Source organism: Bacteroides congonensis (genome assembly GCF_900130125.1).
GTDB classification, from domain to species: domain Bacteria; phylum Bacteroidota; class Bacteroidia; order Bacteroidales; family Bacteroidaceae; genus Bacteroides; species Bacteroides congonensis.
On sequence record NZ_FQXY01000011.1, the window covers coordinates 368,832 to 384,720 of the forward strand.

Sequence of the window (15,889 nt, forward strand, 5' to 3'; positions counted from 1 at the left end):
TGTTCTTTCCTTTTTTAGTTATATCCATAGGAGTTTTTCAAAGTGCCGTTTGATGTAGATATGGTTCTTGAATAAAGCGGCAACAGATAACGATTCTTTACCGGTGTATTCAACCCGCTACTGATAGAGGGCAGATTAGTATCTTTTTGTTTGGTGTCTATTTTACCAAAACTGTCTTTGTTGGCTTCGTAAGCTTTTGTATCTGCCGGTGTTTCATACCAGGTAATCGAAGACTGGTCGATTTCTTTATAAGCCTTATCACTGTTTTTCTTATAATTGAAGTAAATCTTTTGCGGCCACTTGGTTCCTGTTCCATCATCATTTCCGATGTGGGCTTCATAAGTTGATTTAAATTCATCAATCTTGTCACTTAACAGGTTCCAACGAATCAAGTCGAATTTGCGGACTCCTTCACCTGCCAGTTCCCAAGCATTCTCTTGTACGATAGCTTCAAAGAAACCTTTATCGGCAATCAGTTGATTTAGTTTTGTTGCTGCTGCGTTTCGGTCGGTAAAGGCTCTTTGATGTACTTGCAGTAGAGCGTCATAAGCAGATAACGTACAATTCTTTCCGTCTAAATCTGTTCCGTATGCAGTCTGGGTTTTATGTAACTCGTTGACTACTTCTGCATACATTAATAATACGTATGCATAACGCATCTTTACTACATTGATTCCGGAACTGATTTTAGCTTTTTCATCACCGGCCAGCACCGCTTCCAACCAAGTTGGGTTACCTGCCATCTTACGATAATCCCATTTTCCACAGTAGATACCGAAAGGGGCATTTCCTAACATTGCTTCTGTGTATGAACTTTTGTTCTCTAACTGATAAGTGGCACAAGTTAAGTCACGGCGTGTGTCGTCTCTGTCAAAAGAATAAAAATAGGGAGCTGTTAGTTTTAGAGTACCGGTAGAATTTCCTTTCTTGCCATAATCGGGAGTAGGACCATTTACGCGGAAACCTACAGTATATCCTAATTCCCCGCTTTTATTAATACCCATTGGAATCTCAAATAAATTTTCCGGTGTACTGGTTTGTAAATTTCCCACATTCATGTCCAGCCAATATTGCTCAGGAGTACTTGTCAATGCATGTTTTCCGCTATTGATAATAGTAGATAAATGCTTCTCTGCCAATTCGTACATCTTCTTTCTGGTTTCATCGTCACAACGTTGCGTAGGATAGTTGTCATCCGAATTTTTTGTAGCAGTAATATAGCCCTCTTTAGCAGACTCACGGATAAACCAGCCGGCACGTGTTAATGCTATATTGGCTAACAGACCATGTGCATAACCGCGTGTGACATGTTCTGTTGTCTGTTCGCCGGCCCAAGGCAGGTCAGGAATAGATTCTTCCAGATCCGCAATCAAGTTTTCCATAATAACATCCCGATCCGTTTTTCCTAAATAAGCATTACTCAGGTCGGATTTGGAGATTTCTACTTTATAAGGTACGTCTCCAAACAAGCGGATCAAGTCTAGGTAAATCATTGCGCGTAATGTCTTGGCTTCTGCTCTGAAACGTAGCATGGTAGCTCTTGATTCATTTCCCTCTTCAATAAGGGAACTATTGTCCACTCCGTTTATTACTAGGTTGGCATCTTCTATTACTCCGTACATATTATTCCATACGGTTTCCAAATCTGCAAATCCGGGAGAAGCATTGTAATTGAACACACCACGTTGATGAGTTGTGTTTTGAGCATCGCTCCCCAGTCCGTCTATTAATTCGCAGTCGGTGTTTAGTCCGGCTTGAATAGGCATGAACTGAGAATAGGTTTTGTCTTGCGTCAGTCCGCCGTATACTTTATTCAACGTAAGTTCTGTGTAGTATTCGTTGTTGAATACCACTTTGTCGTTCATCTCAGAAGGAGATGACTGGTCAAGGAAATCGGAACATGCAGTCAAAGACAACAGTCCGGTAGCCAAAAATACAGATTTATATATATGTTTCATAAATTCGTTAATTTGATTTAGTTAGAAAGTTACGTTAATGCCACCAACAAATGTACGGCTCTTAGGATACGCTGCATAGTCGATACCGGGGTTCATTGCATTTTTCTTGCTCATGGTGTCTACTTCCGGATCAGAACCGCTGTAGTTTGTCCAACAATACAAGTTGTATCCTGTCAGATATATTCTGACATTTTGCAGGAAAGCTTTCTTCACCCATGTTTTGGGCAATGTATAACCTATTGTTATATTGTTGATTCGTAGGAAAGAAGCATCTTCTACTGCGTAATCATATATTTGTGCCTGTGTCATTGAAGCCGGGTTGTAGATTTGTGCGTTCCGGTTCAGCTCATTCAGACGTAATCCGGCAGTCATCATGTCACCATATGCTTCTTTCACGGCGGTGCTTTCTGCTGAAAGATTTAATCCGGTTGCAGGATCAATCCAGGAATAGCGATTGCCTAAAGCAAAATCATTATTCAGATTATACCCTTTCTTGCTTCCTGTCTGGAAAGACGACAAAAGCTTGGTACCGTTGAGAATCACATTTCCTACCGAATAGTTAAAGAAGAAATTGAAATCAAAGTTGCCGATATGACCGTCAAAACCGAATCCACCCATAACAGGGGCAATTGTGTTGCCTAAACGTTCTTTTACAGGTTGTCCGTCTTCGTCACATTTCAGCTTTAATCCACCGGGTTTATAAGAACCGCCTGTTACTGAAGCACTGTTGTCTTTCAGACCGTCGCGTAACACCCAGTTTCCGCCTTTCCATACTAAATCTCCGTTCGGGTTAGTTTTCGGGTCATACACTGTATAGAAACCATTGGCGCGATATCCCCAAATTTCACCTAAGCGTCCACCTTCTTCTACCCGGAAAACTTCATATTTGGAAATATTACTGCCTGCCCATTTGTAATCTTGCCACGGATTGTCAGTATTCAATTCATCGATACGGCTACGGTTGTAAGCGATGTTAAAGTTAAAGTTCAATCCAAATTTCTTTTGATCCACCAATACGGCATTGGCTGTAAATTCAATACCTTTATTCGATGTTTTGCCGAAATTTTGGTATTGATAGGAATAGCCGGTACTTGATGGTACTTCAGCCTGCATCAGCAAGTCTTTTGTCGTATTCCAATATACGTCTAAAGAGCCTGAAATGCGGTTGTTCCAAAAGCCGTAATCGATACCGAAATTACGGGTGACGGTTGTTTCCCATTTTAGATTAGGATTATAAAGCGTGGTGGTATGTTGCAACATGTTAGCCATTGATTCACCGAAGAAAGGAGCACGTGCAGAGTTGTCCGACATTGAGAAAGTAGTAGCCAATAATCCTGAGTTGATACGGTTATTACCGGCAGTACCGAAACTTAAACGGACTTTTAATGCGGAAAGCCAATCCTTGGCGTTTTCCATGAATGCTTCGTCAGACAGACGCCAAGCCAAAGCTGCGGAAGGGAACATTCCCCATTGGTTACCTTTGGCGAACTTGCTGGAACCATCGGCACGCATGGTAACCGTCAGCAAGTATTTGTCCATCATGGTGTAATTGACACGTCCGAAGAAAGAGAGCATGTTTTCTTTCGCACCGATGGTTGATTGTGTAGGCAATGAAGTACCTGCCCCCATATTCGCTTTCATATCGTCAAATCCCATTGATGTGGGGAAAGATACAGAGACATTTTCTATGGAATTTTTCCAGCTGCTGCTTACTTCATGTCCAATCAGGACATTCATGCGGTCACGACCACCGAAGAGTTTCTTGTTTTCGTAAGTTAATGTGTTGGCATTTCTCCAGTTTTTGGAAGTCTCTCTCAATAAGAAGGCTTGCGGACGTCCGTTATATCCATACTTGGAGTTGGATACGGCATCTGTGCCCCAATATTGTTCTGTATCATCATATCTCCATCCATAACCGAATTCTGAACGGAATGTGAAGTTTTTGAAGGGTTTCCAATTTAGACCGATATTATAATTCTGGTTGAATGTCTTGCGGTTCTTTTCTGTAGCCAATAAGCGTTCTAGTGGTGTTGCGCTTGTTGCCGAGTTATTCTCTTCATCTTCCAGATCGCCGTTGCTTAAAGCGTCGACCGGTCGGAAAGTTATTGCATTTGCAACAATTGAGTTAGCGGCATTGCTTTCGTTTGTATCTGCTCCACCGCTTAATCCTTCAATAGAAGAGTAGCTGAAACGTGCATTGAAATCAAGCGTCATCCATTGGTTCAACTCAGCATTGATTTTAGCATTTACATTATCTTTGTTGAAGCCGGAACCAAGCATGATACTTTTTTCTTCATTGTGAGCATAACTTACGCTATATTTAATCTGTTTGCTACCTCCGCTTACGTTTACATTATATTGTTGTTGGTTACCTGTACGTCCGAATATCTCGTCTTGTAAATCTTCTCCCGGGAAGGACTTCCAAAGATCCATATCTGCATAATTACCATAATTAGCAGTAGAACCAATTTCACGTTGATAAGCCACATAATCGTAAGGGCTTAAAACTTTAGTCATTTTAGCTACTTTTTTGAAACCAAAGGAAGCGTTAAAATCTACTTGTGTCTTACCTTCCTTACCACTTTTGGTAGTAACAATAATAACACCATTGGCACCGCGGGCACCGTAGATTGCAGTAGAAGATGCATCCTTCAGAACATCGATACTTTGAATTTCAGATGGAGCTATATCGCTAATGCTTGATACGGGAAATCCGTCCACGATATAAAGTGGGGAATTGTCTTGTGATAAAGAACCGCCACCACGTACGCGAATCTTGACGTCTGCATCAGGAGAACCTTCTGTCGTTGTGATATTGACACCGGCAAGTTTACCGGTCAGTGCTTCAGTTGCACTGGATACTGGTACCACTGCTAAATCTTTAGAATTTACTGATGCTACAGAACCTGTCAAGTCTCTTTTGTTAACTGTGCCATAGCCGATAACAACTACTTCATCCAATGCTTGTGAGTCATCTTGCATGGTTACATTAACAGATTTTCTTCCTTGAATAGCAATTTCTTGTGTTTTCATACCAATATATGAAATCACAAGCGTCTTTTTTCCATCGACTTTGATAGAAAAGTTACCATCTAAGTCTGTAATCGTACCATTGGTCGTATTACCTTTTTCTACAACAGAGGCTCCTATAATAGGTTCTCCGTTGGTGTCTTTCACGTTACCTGTTACGGTAATCGTTTGCGCAGATACGCTGAGCGATATTGCCGAAAATAGTATTAGCAATAAGGAGCGCATGTTTTTCACTTTGTTAGACATACTTTGCATGTTTATAAATTAATGGTTGTTGTTTATTGTCTTTAATCTCTCTTAAGAGAGTTTATTCATCGCTACAAAAGTATGATAATATGAATGTAGCCATGTGCAATATTTGTTTTTCACCTCGTATTTTTTGTTTTTAGTTTGCTACAAGGTGTAGGAATTAGCTTTGGAAGGTAATATTTGTGTTATGAAGCGCGGCAAATATACGAATCCGGGGTTTATAAATTGACTTTTTCATCGGTTTTTATCCGGCATTCACCGGATTTTAAACCGTAAATCGACAGAAAAGCCTGTAGAAGCACAAAGAAATGGCGTATCTTTGAACCATCAATCAATTAAATATAAAGACGATGGAAGAGAAACAAACATTTTCACCTGCGGGCAGAGGCTTTTCCGGCAAGATTCTGATAGCTTCGCTTTTTATTATTTCCGGGGTTTTGTTGTTCGCCCGCAATATGGGATGGATTACTACTGAAGTATTCGATATGATCGTATCCTGGCATTCACTCCTTATTATAATAGGTGTCTATTCAATGATTCGTCGTCATTTCATCGGTGGAATCGTACTTTTTTTAATAGGTGTCTATTTTTTGATAGGCGGACTTTCATGGTTACCGGAGAATTCACAGGCAATGGTATGGCCTTTCGCATTGATTATAGCAGGTATTCTGTTTTTCTTCAAACCTGGTAGGGACAAGAAGGCGAAATGGGCGCGCCGGCATGCAATGGAGCATCGGCAGAAATGGATGGAAATGCATCAGGGCAGACCCGGCATGAACTTTGGAAATGAACAACAGCAGCAGTCCGATTCGGTCGACGGTTTTTTACATTCGGAGAATGTTTGGGGGGCTGCACGCCACGTCGTCCTTGATGAACTGTTCAAAGGGGCCGAAGTCCGTACTTCATTCGGCGGGACGACTATTGATTTGCGCCATACCCATATTGCATCGGGAGAAACCTATATCGACGTGGATTGTAACTGGGGCGGAATCGAGATATATGCCCCTTCCGACTGGAAAATCGTATTTAAATGTAACGCCTTCTTTGGTGGGTGTGATGACAAGCGTTGGCCGAACGGGGATGTTAACCAGGACAGTGTATTAGTAATTCGGGGCAAGATCTCTTTCGGCGGTCTGGAAGTGAAAGGTTAGCCTATGAAAGCACATCCGATTATAGATTATCCTTTTCGCTGGATTCCGATGCTGGTGCTGGCGTTGGTTCTGGTTACATGTCAGGTTGCCTTGGTGTGTGGATACACAGGAACCGGCTATATTCCCGCTTTGGTAGACGGAATAGCAACGATTGCTTGGTTGGCGGCCATTGCTTACCTGGCGTGGTTTGTCGTCGGACTTGTTTCGCTGTTCCAGACGGATGTCATTATGATACTGGTCGGAATCCTGCTTTGGCTGGCAGGTAGTTTTATGGTATGTGACATTATGGAGCGGATTGCAGGAGTATCTTATATCTCTTTCGTCCAAACGAAACCTTTCCGGTTATTATTCGGACTACCGGTTCTGATTGCGGTCACTCTTTGGTATCGCCTGATTGTAGCCAAAGAAGAAGCCTTGAACCGGGAACTCGAAAAGGAACTGATTGTACATCAGGTGACCGAACAGCAAGCTGAACCGCCAGTCGAATTAATCGACCGCATTACAGTAAAAGACGGTTCACGTATTCATTTGGTCAAGTCCGATGAGTTAATCTACATACAAGCATGCGGGGATTATGTGATGTTGATAACCCCATCCGGTGAATATCTGAAAGAACAGACGATGAAGTATTTTGAAACACACCTGTCTCCGGATACATTCGTCCGCGTGCATCGTTCTACGATTGTCAATGTGACGCAAATATCACGGGTTGAATTATTCGGGAAAGAAACCTATCAGTTATTACTGAAAAACGGCGTGAAATTGCGGGTGAGCCTTTCCGGTTACCGGTTGTTGAAAGAACGGTTGGGATTATAAAGGATACAGGTGAATTAAGAAAAGTAACCCGATAACTTACCGTTCAAAACGGTGATTTTTGATGATGTGCCCTTTCTATGTTTTATGATAACATAGGAAGGGCACATCATTTTTACACTTCTGTGCGGATGAGGAGTATTATTTGCGCCAAGTCCGTTTTTTACTCCTTTTCTACTAAATCTTACTCTTTCGTTTCCATTTGTTTTCTCAATTTTGCACTGTCGAAAGACCAATGTGTTAACTAATGATTATCTTTAAACTATATAAACTAATATTTATGAAACATCTATCAAGTCTATTTCTTCTGTTGTTTCTCTTTTGCTGCTCTTGTACACAGCAGATGGATGATGAATGGGAACCGGATGAACAACTTCCCAATGCGCCCGAGATGCATCCTGTCGGACTCTCTTTCAGCAGGGCGAGTCTTGAAACCTTTGCCGGACAGGGAATTTCCGAAATCGGCATTTATGTATATCTGACAGACTCCATGGTTTATGGAAAGAACCTGCCTTTAGGTAACGGGAACTTGAAAGTAGACCTGCCTTTGGGAGAGAACCTGCAAACTTTCGTTGTGGCGAACGCTGCGCGTCTGGTAGATACGGACAGTCTTTCCAAGGTAGTGGTTTATCAGGATGTATTTGCTCAAAAACCGGTATATATTTCGGATGTCGTGGGATTTACTTCTGATAAGTCGGTCAGCTCGCTCAATATAGAGTTGAAGCGCTTGGTGGGACAGGCAGTGTTCCAACCTAAGGAGACGGAAGAAGAACTGAATGCAATCACCCGTTTTGACCGGTTGGATGTCACCTTTACGAATGTGGCAGTGGGGTATAAAGTGAAAAGTAAAGAATGTATAGTAGAAGATGTGACCTTCTCCACTAGTCTTTCTACCGGCTTTACCGCTTCGGTCTACTCGTTCCCGACAATAAACGGCAGTTCCAGGACATCAGTGGATGTGGTCTACCTGAAAGGGGGCGAAGAGGTGAACCGTATAATCAGCCCTCTTGATACAGGCATAGGCTTCGAACCTTCCAAACGTTCTACCGTACACATGAAGATTACGGATGAAAATTACCTGGACAAACCCTGGCCGTCAGTGCGTGCGGTTACATATAAAGAAAAAGGTGTGCCGGTTCAACCGTTTACATTAGAAGTTTCAGAATTTTAAAAACAGGAGTTTTATGAAAAGTATATTCTATTCACTGGCGGGACTGATACTCCTGTCGGGAACCATTGCCTGTTCTGAAGAAGAACGATATGCCACCTCGGTAGTAAAAGATATAGAGTTGTTCCTGGATGATGAACCGTGGTCGGTGAACACGGGCTCGTCCAACAAACCTCTGTTTATCTATGCGTCCGATGGTGAATATGTGGCTAATTATTCATCGCTTTACCGCTTCCAGTTGGCTGACGGAAGCTATAATATCATTTCTACCACGCAGTCCGATTCTATCCCTGCTCCGAAGAATCTGAATGATATTGTGATCAATCAAGATCCGGCGGGCAAAACAAAGTATGCCATTTCGGCACCGGTGACGTATAAGTCTCCCTTTAACGAACCGCTTAGCATACGTATGTATAGCCGTACAGGGGTGCTTCGCCTGAAATCCACCGACCGTAAATCCGATAAGAGCTATTCAAAATTACGTGCGGTAATATCTTCACCTGTCTCAGGCTTCAGGCTCTCGGATGCTACTTTCGTAAAAGCTCCGACAGAAGTGCAACGTGAGAAAGAGACTGCTACCGGTGGCGTGAACTACACTGACGACCTTGTATTGTTTGAAACGCAGAGCGGAAATGAAAAAGTATCCGTACGTATCGACTATCTGGACAAGAACAATACGGTGATACAATCTAAAGCTATTGACGGGGCATTCTCCATTTTGCCTGATGATACCGTACAAGTGGCGTTTGCGTTGAACAATGTAGACGAACCGATAATACAGGACTACACTGTGACCATTGCGTCGGAAGGATGGAATGAAGAAGACATCAACCCCGAAGCTCCGATGAGAATCCCCGACGGATACAGATACGTTAGTCCGGAAGAAAACCTTGAATCTATCTGTAAGTCGATGTTGGCAGATGCTTCGGTGAACGAGGTGAAACTCTTCCTGAAAGCCGGCGCGACCTACAAATTAGGTACACAGACCGAAATTCCGAAAGCTCTCTATATCATGGGACAGACACCGGGTGACGGCGAAGAACCGGCATATATGGAAATGGGTAACATGAGTATCAACTGCCCTGATGCCATTATTGAAGCTTTCCACTTCGAGAACCTGAAAATAAAAGTGACAACTTCCGACTTCTTCAAGTTTAAGAACCAGGCTTTCCATGTATCCACTATTTCATGGAAGAATTGTGAGATAAGCGACTTGGGACGTACAATGTGGTATCAAGAAGTGGATGCCCCCCAGAAGCAGGTGGTTGATAATATTGTGATTGAAAATTGTCGGTTCTTCGGCTTGAATTCTAGCAAGAGCGGTATGTTCGGTCTTTCTACCAAACAAGATGCTCCGGTGCATAACTTCGTGTTCAGAAATTCCACGTTCCATGCCAATGATTTGTCAAGAGCCTTGATAACCGGTTTGGGCAGTATGACCGGAGAACTGGGTGTGACGGTAGAGAACTGTACATTCGTAAGTATGGCTCCTGCTGCGATGACCTTCTTCGACTTGAATCCGAAGAATACGTCCTCATTCAACTTGGTTGTCCGCAATAACCTTTTCAGCGGTGTTTGTGAAGCCGATAAGGGAACCCTGTTCACAACAAGAAATATTACAACCAAGACTATCGAAAATAACTATCGCACCAATGGATTTGTGGTAACTAACTGGGGAGTTGATGTCTCGGAGATACCGGTAGAAACCGTCCTTCCGATGGAAACACTCTTCAAGAATGTGGCAGACAGAGATTTTACCATTACCGATACAAACTCTGAAGTATATACAAACAGAATCGGTGATTCGCACTGGATAAAGTAATCAATAGAGTATTAATAATATAAAGATACAAGACATGAGATATTTTCTATTCATACTGTTGGCAGGACTGTTCAGCGCATGTAGTGCGGATGACGATTCCAATGCAGCCGCAACTGCCGCCAAACTGGAAGTGTCGAAAAACGAGGTGAAGCTGAGCAATGTGAACGGCTCGTTCACCATCAACATAACGGCTACCTCTGAATGGACTGCCGAGGTGACCTCGACAGGTGGCTGGTTGAGTATATCCAAAAACTCGGGAGAGGGCAATGGCGACCTTCGCCTGTTCTTCACCGAGAATACGGACGGTCCCAAGCGTACGGGTACGGTCAAAGTTTCAATGACGGGCGCAGGCTCTACATTGGAACAGGAGATTAGCGTTGAGCAACTCGGTGCCGACCCCGATATTCTGTTTGATTGTTCATCAGCTCCCTTGCCGTTCAGGGAAGGTACATTTGTCTGCAAAGTAGTGGCAAACGTGGAATGGGATGTGGATATAGCAGAAGAATACAACTGGATTAAGTTGAAAGAAACAACACCAAGAACCCGTAGCTTTGCTACTGATGAAGTAACATTCACCGTAGACGCCAATGCGAATCAGGAAGACAGGACAGCTATTCTGGCATTCAATTCCGTAGGCAGCTACACCTTGCAACGCATCTTGAAAGTGACACAGGACGGAGTAAGCGGTAAGGTAACCATAGAACAGGACGAGTATATCCTTCCTTATAAATTCCGTACATTGGTTATATCGGCTCCGCAAGGAGAAAATCCGGTAGATTACGATGCTTCCATATCCGAAACATGGATTACACAGGACAGGAGAAACTCTACTGCCGACGAGGTGGTACTGAATATCGAAGATAACAGTAACAGCCCGTTGCCGCGTACGGCGACAGTCAAGATATTGGATAAGACACTTACCATTTTCCAATACGGCAGACCCGATACAAGCATCGGTGATGACACTTCTGCTTCTATCCTTGCTTTTCCGGGTGCTGAGGGCGGCGGACGTTTTACTACCGGCGGTCGTGGCGGCGAAATCTATCATGTGACAACGCTGGCAGACTATAACAAAAACGAAACTCCTATAGAGGGAAGCTTACGTTACGGAATCGAAAAATCCAACCAACCGCGTACGATTGTCTTTGACGTATCCGGTATCATCGAACTGAAAAGAGGTCTGTATCTGAACGAGTATCCCAATCTGAGCATTATCGGACAGACAGCGCCGGGTGACGGTATCACCTTGAAGAACTATAACTTCACCTTCAATCTCTCTAAAGATCCGGCCATAGGTGCAGGCTCCAGTCTGAATGCCGTTGTCCGCTTCCTACGCTGCCGTCCGGGCGACCAGTTTGCCGATTATGGTGAAGACGCTATCGGCGGGCGTTACTTCAAAGATGCCATTATCGACCACGTTACGGCAGGATGGAGTGTGGACGAGACGTTGACTTTCTATGGTGTGCGGAACTTCACGGCACAATGGTGTATTGCTTCCGAAAGCATGAACCTGTCCAATCACGCCAAGGGCGCCCACGGTTACGGAGCCATGTTTAGCGGTGACAACGCATCGTTCCACCATATATTACTGGCACACCACGGTAGTCGGTGTCCGCGTATCTCCGACTTGTCCGCTCCCGGCACACAAGAATCTTACGACTTTACCGGATATTTCGATGTGCGGAACAACGTCTATTATAATTGGAGTGGAAGGGGACAAGGCAGTTACGGCGGAAAGTATGCGTCTTTCAACCTTACCAACTGCTATTACAAACCGGGGCCTGCCACCGGAACCAACAACCGCTCTTACCGGATTCTTTCGAGCGACCCTACTGCCAGAGCCTACATTAACGGCAACTATGTAGCGGGTAACTCTGATGCAACCACCGATAACTGGACAAAAGGTGTCTGGGAACAATTTGACTCTTCACTGGGTAATGTTCCCGATGCTGACAAGCAGGCCATGAAGATGGCGGACTATCAGCCTTACAGCAAAGTGACCAGTCATACAGCCGCACAGGCTTATGACAAAGTACTTGAATACGCCGGAGCCTCTCTGCGCAGGGACTTGATAGACCAGCGTGTAGTCCGCGAAGTAAGGGAAGGTACCTATACGCATATCGGTTCCAAACCTGAAGAGGACGGCAAGGACAAACAGCCCGGAATCATTGATACCGTATCGGATACCGAAGGTTATATTTCCGTGAAATCATTGACACCTTGGCCTGATACGGACGGTGACGGTATTCCCGATATTTGGGAAGAGGCTTACGGCCTGAACCCCAACGACCCGAATGACGCATGGCAGATAAATTCCTCGGTCGACCCTAACGGACGCTATCCGAACATCGAAGTTTATTTCCACAACCTGGTACAGCACATCATCTACTATCAGAACCAGGGCGGTGTAGTAATGGAAAAGAAATAAACCTGTGGAGCAAATAAATCTATTTATAATAAAAGCATAGAATGATGAATAAAATAATCATAAACATATTTATCCTGCTGTGGGTAGCGGTGGGTGCTATGGCACAGACTGCTACCGTGACCGGTACGGTGACCGATGACATGGGGCCGGTGATTGGTGCCACAGTGACGGTGCAAGGCACTTCGATAGGTGCTACAACCGATTTGGACGGTAAATTTACATTAGCCGGTGTGCCCAATGTAGCCAAGGCCGTGCTGATAGTTCGCTATGTAGGTATGGAAGAGGTAAAAGAACCGTTGAAAGGACGTACCTCCAATATCCAAATCCACATGAAGGAAGCAATCGGCGTATTGGACGACGTGGTAGTAATCGGTTACGGAACCCAGAAAAGAGGCAACCTTACCGGTTCTATCGCCAGTGTGTCCGGCAAGATATTGGAAAAGGTGCAGACCACTTCTGTCGGCGAAGCCATTGTCGGTAAATTGCCGGGTGTACAGGTGACCACGGTAGACGGTTCTCCCGATGCCGAAATCAAAATCCTGGTACGTGGCGGAGGATCTATCACACAGGATAACAGCCCGCTTATCATCCTCGACGGTTTTGAAGTAAGCAGCCTCAATGATGTTCCTCCTACGGATATCGAGTCTATCGAGGTATTGAAAGACGCGGCTTCTACAGCTATTTATGGGGCACGTGGAGCCAACGGTGTAATTCTGGTGACCACCAAGCGTCCGCAGGAAGGGCGTGTGGTGATTAACCTCAATGCTTATATGCAGACCAAAGAACTGTCAAAGAAGCTCGATGTCATGGATCCTTACGAATTTGTACTGATGCAATATGAAAGTGCCCGCCAGAAAAGCTCTAATCCTACAGATTTTAACAATAAATACGGGCATGCGTATGAACACTATATCTATCAGGGCAATCCCGGAACCGACTGGCAGGATGAAGTGTTCGGAAGCAATCCGGTGGCAAAGTCGATAGACCTCAGCGTGAACGGAGGTACTGAAAAAATCAAATATAAACTATCTTTCATCCATCAGGATCAGCCGAGCGTGATGGTGGGCAACGGATTGAAACAGAACAATCTGAATGCCTCCTTCAACTTCAAGCCTTACAAATTCCTGACACTTGAGTACCGCACCCGCTTGCTGCATAAAGAGGTGGACGGTTCAGGCACGGAAGGGGTCAGCCTGCTGACGGCTTTGCGCGAAAGACCTACCACCGGTCTGGACGAATATATGACGCTTCCCGAGGATGATACCTATTTTGACCCCGACCAACTGGATGAAGTGACCCGCTTCAATCCGATAGAAGAATCGGAGAAGAACTATAAGAAGAGAATCAACAAGTCTCTCAATACGATGGGTGCCGTCAAATGGGACATCATAAAAGGTATGACCTTCCGCACCGAGTTTGGTTTTGAGAATAATTCCGAAGAGCAACGCCGCTTTTGGGGAATGGGCACAAGCAATGCCCGCAACAATAATAATCAGCCGATGGCGGAATGGAGCATGAAGCAAGGCACCAAGTGGCAGCTTACCAACGTGTGGAACTACAACTTCATGTTGAAAGACGCGCATTCCATCGACCTGATGCTCGGACAGGAAATCAAGCATAACCAGACCACTACCAAAACTTTCTCCACCCGTTATCTCCCTGAAAGCATCACGGCGGAAAAAGCATTTGACAATCTGTCATTGGGAACTGCTTACCAAAACTCTTCGGTGTCCGACTCTCCTTCGCGAATCTCTTCTTTCTTCGGGCGTGTCAACTACGGCTATAACGACAAATATCTGGCTACAGTGACGCTACGTGCCGATGGCTCTTCCAAATTTGCGTCCGGCAACCGTTGGGGATTCTTCCCGGCAGGAGCACTGGCATGGCGTATGTCTAACGAAGATTTCCTGAAAGACAGTCAGGTGATATCCAACCTGAAGTTAAGATTCAGTTATGGTATCTCCGGTAACGACCGCATCGACACCGACCTTTATCAGAAATTGTATCGTGCCAACAATAACCGTCCGGCGGGATGGGGTGAGACAAGCCATTATTACTACACGTTCTATAACACTAAATATGTGTACAATCCCGATGTGAAGTGGGAAAAGACCATTACACGAAATATCGGTCTTGACTTCGGTTTCTTCAAAGAACGTCTGAGCGGTACTATCGAATATTACTGGAATACAGTGAAAGACTTGTTGGTTCCTTCGGACATCCCGGGTTACACCGGTTACACCAAACTGATGACCAACGTCGGACAGACCTCGAACCGCGGTATCGAACTCCAATTGAATGCCTGGCTGGTAGAGACGAAGGATTTCTCGCTCAACGCTACCTTCAATATCGGTCATAATAAAAACAAGATTGACAAACTGGCAAGCGGTGAAAAGGAATGGATTCTTACTTCGGGATGGAGAAACGACGTCGTAAATTCCGATGACTACCGTGCTTATGTAGGCGGCACAAGCGGCTTGATTTACGGGTACGTGAACGACGGGTTCTACACGGTAGACGACTTTGAGTCTTTCGACACGCAGGCTCGTACATGGAAGTTGAAAGCGGGCGTAGTCGATTCAAGCCCGTTGTCCGACACTCCGCGTCCCGGTAATGCCAAGTTCAAGAAACTGACTCCGGTAGACCCCAACAGCACCAATCCCTATCAGTTGACGGAAGCCGACCGTACCGTTATTGGTAACACTACTCCGAAGTTCTCGGGTGGTTTCGGACTCAATGCCACTTACAAAGGGTTTGATTTGAGTATGTTCTTCAGTTATATGTACGATTTTGATGTGCTGAATGCCAACAAGATTATGCTGACCACCTGGGCGGACAATAAAGACAATAACTTCCTGATGGATATAGCATCCGACAAACGTTGGCGCAACTTTGACGACATGGGTAATGAGATTCGTTATAGTCCCGAAATACTGGCGGAATTCAACAAAGACGCAACCATGTGGAATCCTACTTCCATCGGACGTCCTATCAGTATGTCGTATGCGGTGGAAGATGGCTCGTTCCTGCGTCTTAGTTCGGCTACGTTCGGTTACACCTTGCCTGTAGCATGGACGAGGAAAGTAGGTTTGAACAAAGTCCGTTTCTATGTGTCGGGCAACAACCTGTTTGTCCTCACCGGATATAGCGGCTATGACCCCGAAGTGAATATCGCCACCGGCTTGACTCCGAACATTGACTACAACCGTTATCCGCGCAGCCGTACCTATACATTCGGCGCACAGTTGACTTTTTAATTGAAATCTATAA

At 44.7% G+C, this 15,889-nt stretch carries 8 protein-coding genes; 6 read left to right on the top strand and 2 right to left on the bottom strand.

Going from position 1 to position 15,889, the window contains the following annotated elements; all coding sequences use genetic code 11:
• Window positions 1-14: 14 nt before the first annotated feature.
• On the bottom strand, window positions 15-1,958 hold the full coding sequence (locus BQ7997_RS19020) for a RagB/SusD family nutrient uptake outer membrane protein (RefSeq protein WP_073347658.1): 1,944 nt from the start codon (window positions 1,956-1,958) through the stop codon (window positions 15-17).
• A 21-nt stretch (window positions 1,959-1,979) separates the two neighbouring features.
• Window positions 1,980-5,243, bottom strand: a complete 3,264-nt coding sequence (locus BQ7997_RS19025) for a SusC/RagA family TonB-linked outer membrane protein (RefSeq protein ID WP_073347659.1) — start codon at window positions 5,241-5,243, stop codon at window positions 1,980-1,982.
• Between the two features lie 344 nt (window positions 5,244-5,587).
• Here BQ7997_RS19025 and BQ7997_RS19030 point away from each other — a divergent pair, with 344 nt between their 5' ends.
• From BQ7997_RS19030 to BQ7997_RS19055, 6 genes are all read left to right on the top strand, one after another.
• Window positions 5,588-6,388: a LiaF transmembrane domain-containing protein gene (locus BQ7997_RS19030; protein ID WP_022137802.1), complete on the top strand. Its 801-nt coding sequence runs from the start codon at window positions 5,588-5,590 to the stop codon at window positions 6,386-6,388.
• Between the two features lie 3 nt (window positions 6,389-6,391).
• Window positions 6,392-7,204: a LytTR family DNA-binding domain-containing protein gene (locus BQ7997_RS19035; RefSeq protein WP_073347660.1), complete on the top strand. Its 813-nt coding sequence runs from the start codon at window positions 6,392-6,394 to the stop codon at window positions 7,202-7,204.
• Between the two features lie 277 nt (window positions 7,205-7,481).
• Window positions 7,482-8,372 carry a hypothetical protein gene (locus BQ7997_RS19040; protein WP_073348457.1) on the top strand — a complete coding sequence of 297 codons (891 nt, stop codon included), beginning with the start codon at window positions 7,482-7,484 and terminating at the stop codon, window positions 8,370-8,372.
• A gap of 13 nt (window positions 8,373-8,385) precedes the next feature.
• Complete coding sequence (locus BQ7997_RS19045; protein ID WP_073347661.1) at window positions 8,386-10,191, top strand: DUF5123 domain-containing protein; 1,806 nt, start codon at window positions 8,386-8,388, stop codon at window positions 10,189-10,191.
• A 34-nt stretch (window positions 10,192-10,225) separates the two neighbouring features.
• A complete protein-coding gene (locus BQ7997_RS19050; RefSeq protein ID WP_073347662.1) occupies window positions 10,226-12,619 on the top strand; it encodes a BACON domain-containing protein in 2,394 nt (797 codons plus the stop codon).
• 44 nt (window positions 12,620-12,663) lie between these two features.
• Window positions 12,664-15,876 carry a SusC/RagA family TonB-linked outer membrane protein gene (locus BQ7997_RS19055; RefSeq protein ID WP_073348458.1) on the top strand — a complete coding sequence of 1,071 codons (3,213 nt, stop codon included), beginning with the start codon at window positions 12,664-12,666 and terminating at the stop codon, window positions 15,874-15,876.
• Window positions 15,877-15,889 lie beyond the last annotated feature (13 nt).

Excerpts from the sequence above, each read along its gene's own strand:
- BQ7997_RS19045 (WP_073347661.1), top strand. The coding sequence starts at position 8,386 with ATGAAAAGTATATTCTATTCACTGGCGGGACTGATACTCCTGTCGGGA.
- BQ7997_RS19020 (WP_073347658.1), bottom strand. The coding sequence starts at position 1,958 with ATGAAACATATATATAAATCTGTATTTTTGGCTACCGGACTGTTGTCT.
- BQ7997_RS19050 (WP_073347662.1), top strand. The coding sequence starts at position 10,226 with ATGAGATATTTTCTATTCATACTGTTGGCAGGACTGTTCAGCGCATGT.
- BQ7997_RS19055 (WP_073348458.1), top strand. The coding sequence starts at position 12,664 with ATGAATAAAATAATCATAAACATATTTATCCTGCTGTGGGTAGCGGTG.
- BQ7997_RS19030 (WP_022137802.1), top strand. The coding sequence starts at position 5,588 with ATGGAAGAGAAACAAACATTTTCACCTGCGGGCAGAGGCTTTTCCGGC.
- BQ7997_RS19035 (WP_073347660.1), top strand. The coding sequence starts at position 6,392 with ATGAAAGCACATCCGATTATAGATTATCCTTTTCGCTGGATTCCGATG.
- BQ7997_RS19025 (WP_073347659.1), bottom strand. The coding sequence starts at position 5,243 with ATGCAAAGTATGTCTAACAAAGTGAAAAACATGCGCTCCTTATTGCTA.
- BQ7997_RS19040 (WP_073348457.1), top strand. The coding sequence starts at position 7,482 with ATGAAACATCTATCAAGTCTATTTCTTCTGTTGTTTCTCTTTTGCTGC.